Origin of the sequence: Marinobacter nitratireducens, from assembly GCF_000708045.1 — a bacterium.
Lineage (GTDB): Bacteria > Pseudomonadota > Gammaproteobacteria > Pseudomonadales > Oleiphilaceae > Marinobacter > Marinobacter nitratireducens.
In genome coordinates, this window is sequence record NZ_ANIE01000004.1 from 22927 (window position 1) to 41181 (window position 18255).

The window sequence follows — 18255 nt, forward strand, 5'->3', positions numbered from 1 at the left end:
GTTGAAATGGGAGCCACCTCAGACGTGGCTCCCAAAGCAGTATTTCAGGAGTAACCACGCAATGACTAAAAGCCTCGTGGCGGGAGCTCTCGGGCTCCTTATGCCAGCACTGGCGCTCGCCGGTGAGTACAACATCTCTGTCGATCGCGTCATGATCGATACCGGAGATTTCGTCAAGGAAGGCATTGGCTACAACGGCTCGTCTCCGGGCCCAGTGCTTCGGTTCAAGGAAGGGGAAGACGTCACCATCAATGTGACCAACAATCTGGATGAGGCCACCTCCATCCACTGGCACGGCCTGATTCTGCCATTCGATCAGGACGGTGTCCCGGGGATCAGTTTCGCCGGGATTCCGGCGGGCGAGACCTTCACTTACACATTCCCGGTTGTGCAGAGCGGTACCTACTGGTTTCACAGTCACTCCGGCTTCCAGGAGCCCAATGGCGCCTATGGTTCGATCGTGATTGAGCCGAAAGGCCGTGAGCCTTTTCGGTATGACCGTGAGTATGTGGTTCAGCTGACCGACAAGCATCCCCATGACGCGGCCCGGGTTATGCGTAACCTGAAAATGATGCCGGACTACTACAACCGGAAGCAGCAGACAGTGGGCGATTTCTTCTCGGATGTCTCCGAGCATGGTTTCATGAATGCCCTCAGCGATCGCATGGCCTGGGGCGACATGCGCATGATGAAAGCGGATGTCGAAGACGTTCAGGGCTTTACCGGGCTGATTAACGGTAAGGGGCCGGATCAGAACTGGACTGGTTTGTTCGAGCCGGGTGAGCGCATTCGACTGCGGTTTATTAACTCCTCGGCGATGGCCTACTTCGATGTGCGGATTCCCGGCCTGGATATGACCGTGGTGCAGGCCGACGGCAACAATGTGCAGCCAGTGACTGTGGATGAGTTCCGTATTGGCGTGGCGGAAACCTACGATGTGATTGTCCGCCCCAAAACCGAGGAGGCCTTCACGATATTTGCAGAATCCATGGGCCGTTCCGGCTACGCCAGGGCCACGCTGGCACCCCGGGAAGGCATGGAAGGACCGATTCCATCGCTCCGTGATGCGCCCCTGCTGACCATGGCCGACATGGGCGGTATGCACGGTATGGATCATGGCAGCATGGACATGGGTGAGGATGACATGGCCGGCATGGACCACTCGTCAATGGCCGATGACGGTATGAAGTCCATGGGCGATAACCAGATGGATCATTCAAGCATGGCGGGTATGGACCATGGCTCAATGATGATGTCCGGAAACGGCGCTGAGGATCCGTTCTACGCCAAAGGCAGTGGCCTCGTGCCGACGGCGGCAAACGGCGGGAAATTCCTGTCCTACGCCGATCTGAAAGCACAAAAACCGTTGTATGAGGACCGGGAGCCCACCCGTGAAATCGAGCTTCGCCTGACCGGCAACATGGAGCGATACAGCTGGAGCATCAACGGCGTTAAGTACGAAGACGCAGAAGCCATCAAGCTCCAGTATGGCGAGCGGGTTCGCTTCAAGTTTGTCAACGAAACCATGATGACCCATCCCATGCATTTGCACGGCATGTGGTCGATTCTCGATACCGGTGCGGGTAAATGGAACCCGGTCAAGCACACCATCAGCGTTCAGCCCGGGACCACCGTGTTTATGGAGACGGAAGTGGATGCGCCTGGTCAGTGGGCATTCCATTGTCACCTTTCCTATCACGCGGCCTCCGGCATGTTCAGGAAGGTGGTTGTCGAGGGCGGGCCAGATCAGGGCAGTAACGCTGGCGTCAAGCAGGAACAGGTCGGAGGTGATGTATGAATAACCTGAAGCTGTCCGCACTGATGCTGGCCATGGCTCTGCCTGCAACCCAGGTTATGGCATCGGATATGCCGGTGGATGATTCCGGTCGTAAAGATGCGCTTCATTTGTGGGGCGTTCAGTTCGAGGAACTGGAATACCGGTATAGCGATGATGACGAGGAACTCGGTGTCTGGAATGCCGATGCTTTTTACGGCACCGACGAGCTGAAGTTCCGGTGGCTTGGCAAAGGCGAATACGCCATAGAGGAGCAGGCCTACGAGACGCTGGAAAACCAGCTGGTGCTACAGACACCGATATCGGCCTTTTTCGATGCCAAGGCCGGGGTCCGTTTTGATACCCCGGAGGGACCTGACCGGACGTATGGTGTGCTGGGTGTAACGGGCCTGGCACCGCAGTGGTTTGAGGTGGACGCTAATCTGTACGTGAGCGATGAGGGCGACACCTCTGCGGCATTGGACGCTGAGTATGAGCTGCTTCTGACCAATCATCTGATTCTGTCCGCGGCATTGGATGCCACTGTTGCGTTCAGCGAGGATGAGGAGATTGGTGTGGGGAAAGGTCTGGTATCAACCGAAACCGGACTTCGACTGAGTTACGACCTCATCGATCGGGCACTGTCGCCGTACGTCGGGGTTGTGCATGAGCGCAAGTATGGCGATACCGCGGATTTTGCCAGGGCAGAGGGCGGCAGCACTGAAGACTGGTTTGCCGTCATCGGAGCCAGAGTCGCCTTCTGACCGGGTGAATTGATAACCAAAAGAAACGGGCCCAGGAGCATCCTCGGCCCGTTTTTTTATCTTGATCCGAATCAAGTTCGCGCCAGTTGTAAGGATGTTTTCAGCTGCAGTTCAGCTACCGGTGTTGTGATGACGATGAACACAGTTGGAAAGGGAGGAGTGTTGAAATGACCAAAGCCCATAAACCAACAAACCAGGAGCCATTCCTGTTGCGTCGCAAGCTCGCTGTTGAGGGGCTCAGTGATACTCAATGGGAGGATTTCATCGATGAACTCAACCACCATCCCTGCGTGGATTTTGCCGAACGCAAGGCGGGCAACGTCCTGAGGATTACCTACGATGGTACTCACTGGACGGTCGATGAGACGCTGGAGCTGATTGAGAGTCACGGGGGAAAACTGAAAGCAGGCTGGTGGGCCCGTCGCAGACTGGCGTGGTATCGGTTTACTGATGACAACGTCAGGGCCAACGCCAAACATGAGCCTTTCTGCTGTTCAAAAATTCCACCGATGAAAAAGTAGAGGAGGTTGAATGAGTCAGGAACAGGATCGGACAACCCACTACAAAGAGGGCAGCCTGACCCTACCGGGAACTGTCATGCTGGGTACCGGTGTCATGATTGGCGCCGGTATTTTTGCACTGACGGGCCAGATGGCGCAGATGACGGGCGCCTTGTTCCCCCTGGCGTTTCTCGCAGCGGCTGTAATTGTTGCGTTCAGCGCCTATTCCTACATCAAGATTTCAAATGCTTACCCTTCTGCTGGCGGCATTGGAATGTATCTGCATAAGGCATACGGCGACCGATTGCCAACCGCGTTCAATGCTTTGCTGATGTATTTCTCAATGGTTATCGCCCAGAGCTTCCTGGCCCGAACGTTTGGCTCCTACACCATGCAATTGTTCGGAGGCGACGAAAGCGGCCGCATGGTTCCCATTCTGGGGGTAGCGCTGATTCTGGCTGCCTTCATCGTTAACCTGCTTGGTAATACGCTGATTCAGGGCGTGGCTTCATTCATCGGCATACTGAAAATCGGGGGCATCCTCGTGATCGGGCTTGTGGGAGTGGGGCTGGCGGACAGCATCGTCGTTGATTTCTCAAGCGCTGAACAAGGTGGTGTTTTCGGAAACTTTCTGGGCGCAACGGCCCTCGGAATCCTTGCATTCAAAGGCTTCACGACGATTACCAATAGTGGCTCGGAGGTGAAAAATCCCCATCGTAACGTGGGGCGTGCCATCGTGATTTCCATTGCAGCATGCGTTGTGATTTATACCCTGGTGGGTTTCGCTGTTGCCAGTAATCTGTCTCTGAGCGAGATCATTGAAACCCGGGACTACTCCCTCGCCGCTGCAGCGAGGCCGGTTTTAGGAGATTACGGAGTCTGGTTCACTGTTGCCATCGCGATGATGGCCACCGCAGGCGGCATACTGGCCAGTATCTTCGCCGTATCCCGAATGCTGGCGATGCTGACCGAAATGAAACTCGTGCCCCACAGCCATTTCGGCATGCCCGGCAGCATCCAGAAACACACCCTGGTGTATACGGTGGTTCTGGGGCTCGTTCTCACGGCATTTTTTGATCTTTCACGGATTGCTGCGCTTGGAATTGTGTTTTACCTCATTATGGATGTTGCCATTCATTGGGGGGTCCTGCGTTACCTGCGGACGGATATCGACGCCCAGGCCTGGGTGCCCGCTACGGCCATTGTTCTGGATTTGTTGGCACTGGGCGGTTTCGTCTGGGTCAAACTCCAGACGGATCCGATCGTCATCGGTGTCGCCGTCGCCACGATGATCGTGATCGCGATCGGCGAGAGGGTCTTTCTGGCAAGAAGAGTGAATACCAAGGCGTCCGGACATGAAGGGATGCATGGGCATCATCACCATTAAACGGGAACGGAACAGGAGAAACACCCATGATGGGTAATGGAACTTTCGGTAATGACATGTTCGGCAACAGCATGTGGGCTGGCCACTGGCTCTGGATGCTGGTCATTGCCATTGTGGTTGTCATACCAGCCTGGCGGATCTGCCAGCGCACCGGGTATCCGGGGTGGATGGGTATTCTGATACTGATTCCGGTGGTAAACCTGTTTTTACTCTACTTTATCGCGTTCTCGGAGTGGCCAGCGGCCAGACGGGGAGGATCCGATGTCTGAGCTTGCTGCCAAGGACCCGGTCTGTGGAATGTCTGTTGACCCCCACACCGCTGAGCACAGGCGTCAGCACTTGGGCAAAACCTGGTATTTCTGTTCAGAACATTGCCAATCGAAGTTTGATGCAGAGCCGGACCGCTACCTTCAGGACCGCCAGAAGCCGGAGGAGGCGGTAGCGCCTGGCACTGTGTACACCTGTCCCATGCACCCGGAAATTCGTCAGGAGGGGCCCGGCGATTGCCCGATTTGCGGAATGGCTCTGGAACCGGAACAGGTCAGCCTTGATGGAGGCCCGTCAGAGGAGTTGCGGGATATGACCCGGCGGTTCTGGGTCGGGTTGGTGCTTGCACTGCCTGTGGTGGTGCTTGAAATGGGCGGACATCTGATCGGGCTTGACCGGATGCTCTCCCCGCAGACGTCCAACTGGATTCAGTTATTGCTGGCCACACCTGTTGTGCTCTGGTGTGGCTGGCCGTTCTTTGTGCGGGGCTGGAAGTCTGTGGTTAGCCGGAGCCTGAACATGTTCACGCTTATTTCCATCGGCACCGGTGTCGCTCTGATCTATAGTCTGGTGGCGACTCTGGCGCCTCAGATTTTTCCTGACACCTTTCGGCAGGAGGGTGGCTCAGTCGCAGTATATTTTGAGGCTTCAGCCGTTATCGTTGTCCTGGTGTTACTTGGTCAGGTGCTGGAGCTGCGGGCGAGAGAAAAAACGTCCGGTGCCATCAAGGCTTTACTGGATCTGGCTCCGGCGACAGCCCGGAAGCTCGATGAACATGGCGGTGAATCCGATGTGTCGCTGGACCAGGTCAGTGTGGGGGACCGTTTACGGGTGAGACCGGGAGATAAAGTGCCGCTGGATGGTGAAGTTCTTGATGGCAGCTCCAATGTGGATGAGTCAATGGTCACGGGCGAGCCTCTGGCGATCAGCAAAAAGGCGGGTGACCAGGTTATCGGGGGCAGCATTAACCAGCAGGGCAGTTTCATCATGCGGGCTGACAAAGTCGGTCGGGATACGATGCTGTCCCAGATTGTCCAGATGGTGGCAAGTGCACAACGAAGCCGGGCACCGATTCAGGGGTTGGCTGATAAGGTGGCAGGCTGGTTTGTGCCTGCGGTCATCGCGGTGGCCGTTGTGGCATTCGTGGTCTGGTCCGTATTTGGGCCGACTCCGCCCATGGCCTTCGGCCTGATTGCTGCGGTCAGCGTATTGATCATTGCCTGTCCCTGCGCTCTGGGACTGGCCACGCCGATGTCCATCATGGTCGGTGTCGGTCGTGGCGCTCAAATGGGCGTGCTGATCCGTGATGCAGAAGCGCTGGAACGTATGGAAAAGGTCGATACGGTCGTTGTGGATAAAACCGGTACCTTGACTGAAGGTAAACCTCGGGTGACCCAGCTGGTTCCGGCTGAGGGTTTCAGCGAGGGGGACCTGATGCGATTTGCCGGAGGTTTGGAGAAAGGCAGTGAGCACCCGCTGGCTCATGCCATTCTGGACAAGGCTGAGCAGATGGGGCTGCAACTCCCCGATGCGAAAAATTTCGACTCCCCTAACGGCAAAGGGGTGACAGGAACCGTTGACGGACACAGAGTGTTGCTCGGGAATCGATTGCTGATGGTTGCCGAGCGCGTTGACACCGCCGGATTTGAAGAGAAGGCAGAGCACTTGCGCGGGGATGGTGCTACGGTCATTTTTGCATCCGTGGATGGTTCCATTGCCGGCTTGCTTGCCATTGCCGATCCCATCAAGGACACCACTGGAGCTGCCATTTCTGCTTTGCAGAGCGACGGCATCCGCGTTGTCATGCTCACTGGTGACAACCGCACGTCAGCCGAGGCGGTGGCCCGTAAGCTTCATATTGACGAGGTTGAGGCGGAAGTGCTGCCGGAACATAAGGGGCAGATCGTCAAGCGTCTCAAGGAGGAAGGCCGAACCGTTGTCATGGCGGGCGATGGCGTTAACGATGCACCGGCACTTGCAACGGCGGATGTGGGTGTTGCCATGGGAACCGGAACAGATGTAGCCATTGAGAGCGCCGGTATAACGCTGCTGAGGGGAGACCTGATGGGGATTGTTAAAGCTCGCCGCCTGTCTCTGGCGACCATGTGCAATATCCGTCAGAATCTCTTTTTCGCATTCGCCTATAACTCTGCCGGTGTTCCGATTGCCGCCGGAGTCCTTTATCCGGTTGCGGGGATACTCCTGTCTCCGATTTTTGCCGCAGCTGCGATGTCATTGTCGTCGGTTAGCGTCATATTCAATGCACTTCGCTTGAGGATCGTTAATCTGGAACGTAATCGGTAGTATATAAACCGCCAGGTAGTAACTATCTGGCGGTTTATATTAAAGAACGTCTGGGTTAGTTTTTTATTTCTCCCGCTCTATATTTGTATGCTTTTCCGGGTTTTTCTGGCAATGCATCGTTGAGTCTGCTTTGGTTTCTGATTTGTTGGGATAGCTTCTCGCTTCGTTGATTCGGTCAGCTTGGCCAGAATTTGCTGATGCCATTGCTGAGAAGAACACTATTGCAGTGGTAATAACGATCTTTTTCATGATTATTCACCTCTCATGCACGATATTTTGGCTTGTTCAGGTTGATTTAAGGTTGCTGTGGTTTACTCATCCATGTCCAGGCACACAATGACCAGATTTTCTGGCGTTTGACGTGTCTGCGTCTCCATGAGTTAACTTCGCCGCAGGGAGTCCTGCGGCTTTTTTCCTACTTCTCGATAGCTTGGTGGTACGCCATTCCCTTGGCCGTTGCGATCATTTTCCGTCTGGCTTCCATACCGACCTCCGAAAGACCGTCCTGCGTCATTTGCCGATGAAGACGACGCATGTCTTTATCCTGAAGAATGTTCTCGACTTTATGGGAAGTGCTGTCCGAAATTTGGGGGGCATTTAAGTTCTTATGATTCGTCATGTTTGTTGCGAAAGCTGATGTTGAGATGGCTGATGCGATAATGAGTGTATATGTGAATTTCACGTTTACTTCCTCCGGTGTGTGTTCATTTTCATTTGATCACTTGACTCTGAATTTTGTCTGAAAATGTATAAATAATTTTTTTTAATGTTTGTTTTTTTGTGAGTTGAGGTGGGTCAATTTTTCGGTGTTATATAAATAAATTCAGTTTCGGTTCAGAAATGCCTCATAAGATCTCCGCTTCTGAAAAGAATGGTGGAGATATGTCGTTGATACCTCTTGCTCAAATAACTAATGCAATGATACTGAGTGCCCTGTTGGCGCTGAGCTTGCCTACCTGGGCGCGCCCCACATTGGACTTGCGCAAGGCTGTGGAAGAGGCCGTGAAGAATGATCCATGGTTGCAAAAGAGCACTCTTTTTCAGCAGGCTTTTATCGATGAGTCGGTTGCCGGTGGAACGCTGCCTGACCCGCGAGTGACCCTGGGCGCTGCCAACCTGCCGGTAGACACTCTGGACTTCGGGCAGGAAGGGATGACCCAAGCCACGATAGGCGTGACACAGACCTTCCCCCGAGGGGAGAGCCGACGGCTGAGCAGTGCAGCAAACAGCAGCCGGGCAGCGGTTGAAGCGTTCCGACGGCAGGATCGTCGGGCCAGGGTGAAAGAAACGGTGACCTTGCTTTGGCTGGAACTGTGGGAATCCCAGCAGAGCATCCAACTGATCGACGAAAACAGGGGACTGTTTGAACAGTTGGCGGATGTCGCCGAGGCGGGCTATGCGGCGGCGACATCCGGGTCACGCCAGCAGGATGTGATTCGTGCCTCTCTTGAAATCACTCGGCTCGAAGATCGAGTGACCCGTCTTGAGCAAACGCGGGCGTCCCGACAGGAAGCGCTGGCAGAGTGGATACCCCCCGTTCAGGCCATGCTTCCGGTCACTTCTGATGTACCGGAATCGCTGCTGTCTCCGTTAGCGGGAGAGACGCAGAAAACCTCCCCTGCTGCCCTGGTGCACCACCCGGCTGTTCGGGCGACAGATCAACTCATTGACACCCAGGCAATCAAGGTCGATCTGGCCCGCCAGGCCTATCAGCCAGAGTGGTCCGTCTTCGCCAGGTACGGATATCGGGATAGAACGCCGGGAGGTGAGGCTCGTTCTGATCTGTTCTCCGTCGGTATCGGGTTTGATGTGCCTCTGTTTACGGGGCCGCGCCAGGATCGGCAAGTGGGTGCCTCTCTTGCCAGGCTGGAGGCAGCGAAAACGGATCGAAGTCTGCAGATAAGGCGGCTGCGCGCGAATGCGCGTTCTAGTCTGTCGGTCATCGCACATCTGGACGAGCGGATTGCCTTGTACCGCGACGATCTGCTTCCCCGAATGGAAGAGCAGGCCAGTGCCGCACTGACGTCTTATGACAACGATGCCGGTGACTTTGCCGAGGCCGTCAGAGCGCGCATTGCGGAGCTGAATGCCCGCATCGAGTTGATCGAGATGCAAGCAGAGCGCGCGAGGCAGGTGGCAGCCTTCAATTACCTGACCGCGAGTTCAGACGATATCCCTACCTATTAATCATTCGTTACCAGGACTGATCTAATGGCTAATTTTATTCGCCCTCTTGGTTTTGTGGTGCTCGGCGGTATTGCAGGAGCAGCGATTTCCTACGGCCTGCTTGGGCAATCCCCCGCAGCAGAGAGTACCCCCGCAGAGTCCGCCGCGCCGGATAAACCCCTCTACTGGGTCGCCCCAATGGATCCGAATTTCAGAAGCGACAAACCAGGCAAGTCGCCCATGGGAATGGACCTGGTGCCAGTGTACAAGAAAGACGGTTCTCAGAAGGATTCCCCGGGTATCGTCCATATCTCCCCTGCTGTCATGAACAACCTGGGAGTTCGTACCGAGGGTGTTATTCAGGGGCGTTTGCCCAACAAAGTCGTCACGGTTGGGTACGTGCAATACAACGAAGACCAGATGGCCCATGTCCATCCCCGGGTTGAAGGCTGGATTGAGTCTCTGTTGGTTAAAGCCGAGGGCGAAAGCGTGGAAAAAGGCAAGCCGCTCTACACGCTGTATTCGCCCAAGCTGGTCAATGCCCAGGAGGAGTTGTTGCTGGCCCTCGACCGTGGGAGCAAACGTCTGATCAACGCCGCCGAAGAGCGGCTGGTTGCGCTCAATATGCCGGCCTCTCTGATCAGGGTGTTGAAAAAGACCCGAAAGGTTCGCCGGACGATGACCGTCTACGCACCGGCCTCTGGCGTAATCGATAACCTGAACGTGCGGGAGGGTATGTTTATCAAGCCCGGGGACCGGGTTCTTTCGATAGCGGCTTTGGATGAGGTCTGGGTCATCGGAGAAGTCTTTGAAAGCCAGTTAGCGGCAGCGGAGCCCGGCAGCCGAGTACGGATGAGTCTGGACTATATGCCCGGGCGACAGTGGAGCGGCAAGGTGGATTACCGCTACCCCGAGATCAATCCCCAAACGCGCACCGCGAGGGTGAGGATGCGCTTCGATAATTCTGATGGTGCCCTGCTGCCGGGAATGTTTGTGCGCCTGGATATCAATGGTGAGCGGCGGCAGCGACACACACTTGTTCCCCGGGAAGCCATTATCCGGACCGGGCGGAGCGATCGCCTCGTGCTGGCCTTGGCCTCAGGTGGATTCAAATCCGTGAACGTCAGGGTCGGGCGCATTGGAGAGCGCTATGCCGAGATTCTTGAGGGAGTGTCTCCGGGCGATGAAATCGTAACCTCTGCCCAGTTCCTGATTGATTCCGAGTCCAGCAAAACGTCTGATTTTCAGCGTATGGCCGCGCCGCGGGCCTCGATGGGGGGTGGAATGGAGAATGGGGGAATGGATCACAGCAAGATGAAACATAGAGGCGGGCAGTCATGATCGCGTCCGTGATTCTGTGGTCTGTGCGAAATCGATTCCTGGTGCTGCTGGCAACCATGCTGCTGACGGGGTTCGGACTGTACTCGCTGAAAGAAACGCCGGTGGACGCACTACCGGACCTCTCCGATGTGCAGGTGATTATCAAAACCAGTTTCCCCGGGCAGGCACCGCAAGTGGTGGAAGATCAGGTGACCTATCCCTTAACAACGGCGATGCTTTCGGTACCTGGTGCCGAGACGGTCAGGGGTTATTCCTTCTTCGGCGACTCCTACGTTTACGTCATCTTCGACGAAGAGACCGATATGTATTGGGCCCGCTCCCGGGTATTGGAGTACTTGTCTCAGGTAGCCCCGAGCCTGCCTGACTCGGCCAGGCCGCAACTCGGACCCGACGCAACCGGGGTGGGGTGGGTCTATCTCTACGCCCTGGTTGATCGGACGGGAGAAAATGATCTGGGGCAACTGCGGAGTCTCCAGGACTGGTTCCTGAAATACGAACTGCAAACGGTTCCCGGCGTCTCGGAAGTGGCTGCGCTCGGCGGCATGGTGAAGCAGTATCAGGTCAGAGTCAGCCCCGAGAAACTGCGCGCCCTGGGTATTCCCCTGTCTCATATTCAGAACGCGATCAAGCACGGGAACCAGGAGGTGGGTGCCTCTGTGATCGAGATGGCCGAGGCCGAGTACATGGTACGCACCTCCGGTTATATCCAGTCCCGTGAGGATCTGCTGGCCATTCCCCTGGGGTTGGACGTTAACGGTACCCCGGTGTTGCTGAAAGACGTTGCCAGTGTGGAGTTGGGGCCGCAGATGCGCCGCGGTGTCGCCGAGCTGGATGGCGAGGGTGAGACCGTTGGCGGTGTGGTCGTGATGCGCTTCGGTGAGAATGCCCAGCAAACCATTGATGGTGTGAAGTCCAAGCTTGCGGAGCTGCAGTCCAGTTTGCCGGAAGGGGTCGAGGTGGTCACGGTTTATGACCGCTCCGGCCTTATCGAGCGAGCCGTGAATAATCTCTGGTACAAACTGCTTGAGGAATTCCTCGTGGTGGGACTGGTGTGCGTGGTCTTCCTGTTCCACGTCCGCTCTTCCCTGGTCGCTATTCTCAGCCTGCCAGTCGGTATTCTGGCGGCCTTTATTGTCATGCACTGGCAGGGCATCAATGCAAACATTATGTCTCTCGGAGGAATCGCCATTGCGATTGGCGCCATGATCGATGGGGCCATTGTCATGATCGAGAACATGCACAAGCACATGGAGCGAACCCCACTAACGCCGGAAAACCGGTGGGATGTCGTCGCCAGGGCGGCCTCCGAAGTGGGGCCGGCTTTGTTCTTCTCGTTGCTGATTATCACGGTGAGCTTTGTTCCCGTCTTTGCCCTGGAGGCCCAGGAAGGCCGGATGTTTGCCCCGTTGGCATTCACCAAGACCTATGCCATGGCGGCCAGTGCTGCCCTCGCGGTCACACTGGTGCCGGTGCTGATGGGGTACTTCATTCGGGGAAAAGTGTTGCCCGAGCACAAGAACCCGATCAACCGGATACTGGTTAGCGGCTATATGCCGGTCCTCAAACTGGTGCTGCGCTTTCCGAGAACCACGGTCTTGAGTGCCGGTCTGGCGTTGCTGGTGGGCCTGTGGCCGGTTACACAGATTGGGAGTGAGTTTATTCCTCCTCTGGATGAGGGCGATCTGATGTACATGCCGACGACCTATCCCGGCATCTCGATTGGTAAAGCCCGTCAGCTCCTCCAGCAAACCGACAAACTCATCGCCACGGTTCCCGAGGTGAAAACCGTGTTCGGCAAAGTCGGGCGTGCCGATACGGCAACCGATCCGGCTCCGCTGACCATGATTGAGACGTTTATCCAGCTCAAACCGAGACAGCAGTGGCGGGAGGGCATGACCACTGAGAAACTCAAGCAGGAACTCAATGGCCTGATCCAGTTCCCCGGTGTTACCAATGCCTGGGTGATGCCAATCATCACCCGTATCGACATGCTGGCGACGGGCATAAAAACGCCGGTCGGGATCAAGGTGGCGGGGCCGGATCTGGCCGTCATCCAGAGCATCGGGAAGCAGCTTGAGGACATCATGGCTGCTGTACCCGGCACCGCGTCCGTCTATTCAGAGCGTGTCGCCGGAGGGCGCTACATCAAGGCCGACATCGACCGCGAACGTGCGGCCCGTTATGGTCTCAACATCGCCGACGTGCAACAGGTTGTTGCTTCGGCAATCGGCGGGATCAATGTGTCCCGGACGATTGAGGGGCTTGAGCGTTACCCCATCAACCTGCGTTATCCAGAAGACTACCGGGACTCCCCGGAAAAACTCGAGCAGCTTCCCATCGTAACGGCGTCCGGGCAGAGAATCGCGCTGGCGGATGTTGCCGATATCCGTATTGAGGACGGCCCTCCCGCCATCAAGAGTGAGAATGCCCGTTTGAATGGCTGGACCTTTGTCGATATTGAGGGCGTGGATGTCGGCAGCTATGTCGAGCACGCAATGGATGTGGTTGGCTCGGAGCTGGATCTGCCGGCAGGGTACTCCGTGACCTGGTCCGGCCAGTATGAATATATGTTGCGCGCCAAGGAAAAGCTGACCTATGTGGTGCCGCTGACGCTGGCCATCATCATTATTCTGCTATTCCTGAATTTCCGGCGATTTGCCGAGGTTGGCATCATCATGGGAACACTTCCTTTCGCGATGATCGGCGCGGTGTGGCTGATGTATCTCCTGGGTTACAACTTCTCCGTTGCGGTCGGCGTCGGGTTCATTGCCCTGGCGGGCGTTGCGGTGGAGATTGGCGTCATCATGCTGGTGTATCTGAACCAGTCCTACGACGCGATGCTGGAAACCTGTGCACAGAAAGGCGTGACACCAAGACGGGAAACGCTCCGTCATGCCGTGCTACACGGTGCCGGACTGCGGGTTCGGCCGGTCATGATGACCGCTGCGGCCATTATTGGAGGCCTGGTGCCGATCATGATTGGCGGCGGTACCGGCTCTGAAGTGATGGGACGCATTGCAGCACCGATGGTGGGCGGTATGGTGACGGCGGTAGTACTGGCCTTGCTGGTTATTCCCGTGGGGTATTTTCTCTGGAAGTGCCGCTCGATTCCGGGTGAGAGATGAAGCGAACGCCGGTGTTATTGTGATCTTTTGACGGAGGTCAACTCCGGGGTCAAGCGTCGGGAAAATTCAGTTTGAATTCAGCCAGAGCGCGCCTAATGTTCATGAATGCCCACTGGTAAAAGTTGGAGTGTGATCATGATGAATTTGAAGCGATTCGCATTAGTTACCGTTTTGGCCGCAAGCCCTGTTCTCGGGTTCGCCCATGGTTCTGAAGGTTCCTGGCAGGGCCACGGCCCCGGCATGATGATGGATCAGGAGCAGATGGAGCGTATGCACCAGAACTGGTCCCGCATGGACGAGATGATGGATGAAATGCCGTCAACGGGCTCGGCCCAGCAACGACGGCAGTTGCTGGAGCAGCACCGTGAGACCATGGAAGAGCAGATGGAGCTCATGCACAAGAATATGATGGGCCCGGGGATGATGGACGGTGCAGGCATGATGGGGCAGGGCATGATGGGGAATTCATCGAACGGAAATTCCGGCTCTGAAAATGCAAAGGGAATGGGGACCGAAGAACGCCTGCGTTTTATGGAAGAACGGATGAACCAGATGCAGTTGATGATGGAGCAGATGCTTCGACATCAGCAGCGTCTGGATCGAGAGTAGCGGCAGAAAGGTTAATCAAATAGCGGCAGTTGCCCACTGTTCGGTGCGCTGTCCGGGACGTTTGGGCGCCTCTGCACCGGCCCTTTTCGACTGCCGTGGCGATTCAGTACCCGTTCTGTTTCGCCTAGGCTGACGCGTTGTTTTCGGAAGTCGCCAACGGCTTTCCGCGCCCGGCGGGCAGCCTGCTCATGATCGCAAATCGGAGCAACATAGGTATTGCCGCCAAACCTCTGTCTCTGCGCCGGCGTCATCAGCCAGGGCGTGTGGATCATTTCTGACGGCAGACCCGCCAGTTCCGGCACCCAGCGGCGGATGAATTCACCCTCGGCGTCCAGTTTCTGGCTCTGCAGAACGGGGTTATAGATCCGTAGGGCGTTGATGCCGGTAAGCCCGCTCTGCATCTGGGCCTGAGGGTAGTGAATCCCGGGTTCAAAATCTGTGAACAGTGTGGCCAGGTGCAGGGCGGGCTCCCGCCAATGCAGCCAGAGCTGGTAGCTGGCCACGGCCATCAACATCGCCCGCATCCTGAAATTGATCCAGCCGCAATGGGCCAGAGCGCGCATGCAGGCGTCCACCAGGGGCCAACCGGTTTGTCCTTCCTGCCATCGCTGCAACCGCTCGCTGTCGTTCGGCCCGGATTTGAGCTGTTCAAGTTCCCGATGCATGGCCCGGAACTCCAGTTCCGGCTCGTCTTCCAGTTTCTGAATGAAGTGGCAGTGCCAGTGCAGTCTGGAGCGGAAACTGGTGAGGCTTCGCTTTTTTCTCGACAGGGTACTGCGGTGAGCGCCGGTGTCCCTGGCCCGTTGATAGACCTCCCTGAGACTGACGGTGCCATAGGCAATATGGGGGCTAAGCCGGGAGCAGGCTCTGGGGGCGGTCACCGGGCTGGAAATGTTGTACTGGTATCCGACACACCGCCGATCCAGAAACGAGTCCAGTAGCTTCTCTCCCTTCATGCTGCCGCCGGGCTGGCGTTCGGGACATGGCGCCGTATGGCGACATTCAGGCCGTCGATGGCCCGAGGTCAATGACGCTGGTAGCGCGGGCGCTCCCGGCAGGTGATCCGGGCTCTCCAGCACTGTTCCGAGCATGAGGCCGGACCATTCGTTGTCCCACAGATCCCGATCGGGCAGGCGTCGCACAACACCGTGCTGTCGCCATTCGGAATACTCAATGCCATGGCTGTTGCACCATTCGATCACGGCTTTGTCCCGAGCGAACGTCCACTGGCCGCCAGTTTCCTGGTGGCAGAAAACACGGCAAATGCCACCGCTCTCCAGGAGCTGTTGCAGGACCGGGATCATCGAACCGGTCACGATAATCAGATCGCTGCCGAGGCGTTGGAGTTGGTGTTTCAGGTCCCGCAGCGATTCTTCAATGAAATCCCACTGGCGAGCTGAGGTGTCCGGAAGTGACCAGTATTCCTCCTCGACAACATAAAGTGGGATGACAGGCTCCCCCAATGCCGCCGCAGCGGCGAGGGGGCCGTGATCGCGGGTTCTCAGGTCTCGCTTGAACCATACAACCGTGGCCATCAGGTGTTACCCCGTGTCCGTCGGCAGCGTTCGCTGCAGTAGCGCACATTGTGCCAGTCACGGGCCCACTTCTTGCGCCAGGCAAACGGCCTGCCGCAAGTGGGGCACAGTTTGGTTGGTAAGTTCGGTTTTTGATGGGCCAAAGCACGGTTCCTGCCAGAGTCTACGCCTTGATACGTCGGCCACGAGGCAGGAGATCAGACCAGCTCAGCAATAGGCCATGTTGGGGCAGTTGCTGGCCGATCGCTCCCACTGGATTGTGACGTGAACGATGTTGAACTCGTGGGCCAACATGTCGGTTGCCCGTTCAATCACCTTATCGTCCCCGTCCGGATCGGGTTTCACCAGGTGCACGGTAAGGGCGTTTTCTGTGGTGCTAAGCCCCCAGATATGAAGATGGTGTACAGACTCCACGCCAGGAAGCTGCCGCAGATGCTCAGATACCGCTGCCGGATCTATGTCTCTGGGTACCGCGTCCATGGCCAGATTCAGCGAATCTTTGAGCAGTTGCCAGGTACCGATGAAAATAATGGCGGCAATGACAAGACTGACAACGGGATCAATCCAGTTCAGGCCGCTGACCATGATAATCAGGCCTGCGATGACAACGCCCACAGAGACTGCTGTATCTGCGGCCATATGCAGAAACGCGCCACGAATGTTCAGGTCTCCTTCCTGGCCTTTAACAAACAGCATCATGGTCACACCGTTTATCAGCACGCCGATGCCCGCCACGATGATGACGGTCATGCCGGCAACCTCAGCGGGTTCGCTGAATCGTTGTATGGCTTCCCACGCGATGCCACCCACGGCGGCAATCAGGAACAGGGCATTGAACAGTGCAGCGAGAATGGTGGATTTTTTGAGACCGTAGGTGTTCCGATCAGTCGCCTTTTGGGTTGCCAGCCAACTGGCAGCCCAGGCCATCAGCAGCCCGAGTACATCGCTCAGGTTGTGACCAGCGTCTGCAAGCAGGGCCAGAGAGCCGGACAGCACACCATAAACCGCCTCGATAACGACAAAGGCCACGTTGAGGATGACCGCCAGGGCAAAGGAACGGTTGTGGGTGTCGAAATGATGGGCGTGGTCATGGCCGTGATTGTGGTGACTGTGCATTCAACGAACTCCGCTGCGTCGTGATTTGTCTCCTATTGAAAAGTCTGTAGTAGCTATAGGGTCAAGCCATGATTTCCATGGAGCCCGGGCGCTTTCGAAAACGCCCGGACTATTGCAGTGCCAATCCTCAGGGGGTGGTGCAACTGCCGGTCATGTTGTCGATCCAGGCGGCGATCAGTGTCACGCCCTCGTTGTGGACCAACGCGCGACCAATCTCCGGCATTCGGTCACCGGGTTGCGTGCTGCTGATCCGGTAATGAATGATCGACTCCTGTGAGTTGCCCGGGTCGATATCAAAACTGAGCGCGCCACCGCCATAGGCCACCGGCCGTTTGCAAACGCCATGGGCAAACTGGTTGGCTTCAAAATCACGCCAGTATTCGAGGTTGAGTCCGGTGTTGCTGGCTCCTCCTTCCGGGCGGTGACAATGCGCGCAATTGATGTCCAGGTACCCCTTGGCCAGATCCTGAATCTCGGCAACGGACTTGCTGTCCAGGTTCTGCATGTCTGTGTCCTGATAGGCAGGTGTTTGCGGGACGCTGCTGATGTCGCTGGGCAAGCCGGAAAGAATACCGACCTCTTGCCAGTACACCAGTTGATTACGGACCCCCTCTGTACCGTAATCGAAATCCCGGTTCAAATGGCGTGCCTTGGGGCCGATCGGCTCAAAACGACTGATAGAGCTGGTCGAGTCCTCTTTCAGCTGGTGGCATTGTTTGCACTGGTTGGTATCCGGGACGTTGTAGGTGAACGGGCCCAGGGTGTTGCCGTTATGAATCAGTTGGCGCTGGCTTGATTGGCCGGCGATGGCCAGTGTGGCCCTGGTCCCTTCGCTGTTCCAGACGTAGGGCAGGGCTGTCCAGCCAGTGTCGCGACGGATCAGGAGCCGGGTTTCAATCAGGGTTTCATTCTCGAAGCCCCGGAATGCGGTATCGTCGGGAAGAGCAAACGTTTTGGCGATGACGGTCCCAACCGGGAAGTCAAAACTCTCGTTTTCGGTATAGGCGGCCTGTTTGCCTTCCGGCACGAATACGAAGCGGTATTTGCTGGCGTAGTCCGTGAACAGGGGCGTATTCAGGTCATAGGGCAGGCCAGTGCCGTTTGCCGCTGTTGTCGGATTGGCTGGATCCTGGAACAGCCGGTAGCTGGCCAGGGAGTCGCAGTTTTCTGTTTCCAGCGCGAGGCTATTGATGGCGCCATCGGTGTTGTCGCAGGCCGACACCTGAGGTGGAGGCGTTTCCGCTGAATCACCGCTACCGCCACCACAAGCGGCCAAAGAAACCAGAGTAGCAATCAGCCACGCTCTGGCAATCAGTGTTTTTCTGTTCATGAGTCGTACTCCGGGCACCCACGCCCATGTCAGGGGT

At 56.6% G+C, this 18255-nt stretch carries 15 protein-coding genes; 10 read left to right on the plus strand and 5 right to left on the minus strand.

The annotated features are described in order from the left end of the window. The first annotated feature begins 61 nt into the window (after nucleotides 1–61). The 6 genes from D777_RS06450 to D777_RS06475 all read left to right on the plus strand — a co-directional run bounded on the left by D777_RS06450 (nucleotide 62) and on the right by D777_RS06475 (nucleotide 6996). A complete protein-coding gene (locus D777_RS06450) occupies nucleotides 62–1798 on the plus strand; it encodes a copper resistance system multicopper oxidase (protein ID WP_036129683.1) in 1737 nt (578 codons plus the stop codon). Nucleotides 1799–1866: 68 nt separating this feature from the next. Then, nucleotides 1867–2538 (plus strand): copper resistance protein B, encoded by a 672-nt coding sequence (locus tag D777_RS06455; RefSeq protein WP_406564764.1) that lies wholly within the window; start codon nucleotides 1867–1869, stop codon nucleotides 2536–2538. Between the two features lie 167 nt (nucleotides 2539–2705). Continuing rightward, on the plus strand, nucleotides 2706–3059 hold the full coding sequence (locus D777_RS06460) for a hypothetical protein (protein WP_036129687.1): 354 nt from the start codon (nucleotides 2706–2708) through the stop codon (nucleotides 3057–3059). 10 nt (nucleotides 3060–3069) lie between these two features. Further along, nucleotides 3070–4425 (plus strand): APC family permease, encoded by a 1356-nt coding sequence (locus D777_RS06465; protein ID WP_036129695.1) that lies wholly within the window; start codon nucleotides 3070–3072, stop codon nucleotides 4423–4425. 26 nt (nucleotides 4426–4451) lie between these two features. After that, the gene (locus tag D777_RS06470) at nucleotides 4452–4694 is read left to right on the plus strand and encodes a hypothetical protein (protein ID WP_036129697.1); all 243 of its coding nucleotides are present in this window, start codon (nucleotides 4452–4454) and stop codon (nucleotides 4692–4694) included. Further along, nucleotides 4687–6996, plus strand: a complete 2310-nt coding sequence (locus D777_RS06475; RefSeq protein WP_051668981.1) for a heavy metal translocating P-type ATPase — start codon at nucleotides 4687–4689, stop codon at nucleotides 6994–6996. The genes D777_RS06470 and D777_RS06475 overlap by 8 nt, the downstream gene beginning before the upstream one ends. A gap of 63 nt (nucleotides 6997–7059) precedes the next feature. Here D777_RS06475 and D777_RS18000 read toward each other — a convergent pair whose 3' ends face one another. Next, nucleotides 7060–7245, minus strand: coding sequence for a hypothetical protein (locus D777_RS18000; RefSeq protein WP_160171427.1), 186 nt, complete (start codon nucleotides 7243–7245; stop codon nucleotides 7060–7062). Between the two features lie 687 nt (nucleotides 7246–7932). Here D777_RS18000 and D777_RS06485 point away from each other — a divergent pair. The 4 genes from D777_RS06485 (at nucleotide 7933) to D777_RS06500 (ending at nucleotide 14237) form a co-directional block, all read left to right on the plus strand. Next, nucleotides 7933–9183 carry a TolC family protein gene (locus D777_RS06485; RefSeq protein WP_227501699.1) on the plus strand — a complete coding sequence of 417 codons (1251 nt, stop codon included), beginning with the start codon at nucleotides 7933–7935 and terminating at the stop codon, nucleotides 9181–9183. A 24-nt stretch (nucleotides 9184–9207) separates the two neighbouring features. Beyond that, the gene (locus tag D777_RS06490; protein ID WP_036129706.1) at nucleotides 9208–10503 is read left to right on the plus strand and encodes an efflux RND transporter periplasmic adaptor subunit; all 1296 of its coding nucleotides are present in this window, start codon (nucleotides 9208–9210) and stop codon (nucleotides 10501–10503) included. Next, on the plus strand, nucleotides 10500–13628 hold the full coding sequence (locus D777_RS06495) for an efflux RND transporter permease subunit (RefSeq protein WP_036129708.1): 3129 nt from the start codon (nucleotides 10500–10502) through the stop codon (nucleotides 13626–13628). Before D777_RS06490 ends, D777_RS06495 begins: the two co-directional genes overlap by 4 nt. A 135-nt stretch (nucleotides 13629–13763) precedes the next feature. Beyond that, on the plus strand, nucleotides 13764–14237 hold the full coding sequence (locus D777_RS06500; RefSeq protein WP_036129711.1) for a hypothetical protein: 474 nt from the start codon (nucleotides 13764–13766) through the stop codon (nucleotides 14235–14237). A gap of 11 nt (nucleotides 14238–14248) precedes the next feature. Here D777_RS06500 and D777_RS06505 read toward each other — a convergent pair whose 3' ends face one another. From D777_RS06505 to D777_RS17815, 4 genes are all read right to left on the minus strand, one after another. Further along, nucleotides 14249–15772 carry an FAD-binding domain-containing protein gene (locus D777_RS06505; RefSeq protein WP_036129714.1) on the minus strand — a complete coding sequence of 508 codons (1524 nt, stop codon included), beginning with the start codon at nucleotides 15770–15772 and terminating at the stop codon, nucleotides 14249–14251. Continuing rightward, nucleotides 15772–15915, minus strand: coding sequence for a DUF2256 domain-containing protein (locus D777_RS18305; protein WP_081849484.1), 144 nt, complete (start codon nucleotides 15913–15915; stop codon nucleotides 15772–15774). Before D777_RS18305 ends, D777_RS06505 begins: the two co-directional genes overlap by 1 nt. A gap of 64 nt (nucleotides 15916–15979) precedes the next feature. Further along, on the minus strand, nucleotides 15980–16888 hold the full coding sequence (locus D777_RS06510; RefSeq protein ID WP_036129717.1) for a cation diffusion facilitator family transporter: 909 nt from the start codon (nucleotides 16886–16888) through the stop codon (nucleotides 15980–15982). 127 nt (nucleotides 16889–17015) lie between these two features. After that, nucleotides 17016–18218, minus strand: a complete 1203-nt coding sequence (locus tag D777_RS17815) for an SO2930 family diheme c-type cytochrome (protein ID WP_051668982.1) — start codon at nucleotides 18216–18218, stop codon at nucleotides 17016–17018. Between the last annotated feature and the right edge of the window lie 37 nt (nucleotides 18219–18255).

What these genes read in the sequence shown, in the direction of transcription:
- D777_RS06465 (WP_036129695.1), top strand. Translation starts at nt 3,070, where the DNA reads ATGAGTCAGGAACAGGATCGGACAACCCACTACAAAGAGGGCAGCCTG.
- D777_RS18000 (WP_160171427.1), bottom strand. Translation starts at nt 7,245, where the DNA reads ATGAAAAAGATCGTTATTACCACTGCAATAGTGTTCTTCTCAGCAATG.
- D777_RS06490 (WP_036129706.1), top strand. Translation starts at nt 9,208, where the DNA reads ATGGCTAATTTTATTCGCCCTCTTGGTTTTGTGGTGCTCGGCGGTATT.
- D777_RS06470 (WP_036129697.1), top strand. Translation starts at nt 4,452, where the DNA reads ATGATGGGTAATGGAACTTTCGGTAATGACATGTTCGGCAACAGCATG.
- D777_RS06500 (WP_036129711.1), top strand. Translation starts at nt 13,764, where the DNA reads ATGATGAATTTGAAGCGATTCGCATTAGTTACCGTTTTGGCCGCAAGC.
- D777_RS06475 (WP_051668981.1), top strand. Translation starts at nt 4,687, where the DNA reads ATGTCTGAGCTTGCTGCCAAGGACCCGGTCTGTGGAATGTCTGTTGAC.
- D777_RS17815 (WP_051668982.1), bottom strand. Translation starts at nt 18,218, where the DNA reads ATGAACAGAAAAACACTGATTGCCAGAGCGTGGCTGATTGCTACTCTG.
- D777_RS06495 (WP_036129708.1), top strand. Translation starts at nt 10,500, where the DNA reads ATGATCGCGTCCGTGATTCTGTGGTCTGTGCGAAATCGATTCCTGGTG.
- D777_RS06460 (WP_036129687.1), top strand. Translation starts at nt 2,706, where the DNA reads ATGACCAAAGCCCATAAACCAACAAACCAGGAGCCATTCCTGTTGCGT.
- D777_RS06510 (WP_036129717.1), bottom strand. Translation starts at nt 16,888, where the DNA reads ATGCACAGTCACCACAATCACGGCCATGACCACGCCCATCATTTCGAC.
- D777_RS06450 (WP_036129683.1), top strand. Translation starts at nt 62, where the DNA reads ATGACTAAAAGCCTCGTGGCGGGAGCTCTCGGGCTCCTTATGCCAGCA.
- D777_RS06455 (WP_406564764.1), top strand. Translation starts at nt 1,867, where the DNA reads ATGCCGGTGGATGATTCCGGTCGTAAAGATGCGCTTCATTTGTGGGGC.
- D777_RS06505 (WP_036129714.1), bottom strand. Translation starts at nt 15,772, where the DNA reads ATGGCCACGGTTGTATGGTTCAAGCGAGACCTGAGAACCCGCGATCAC.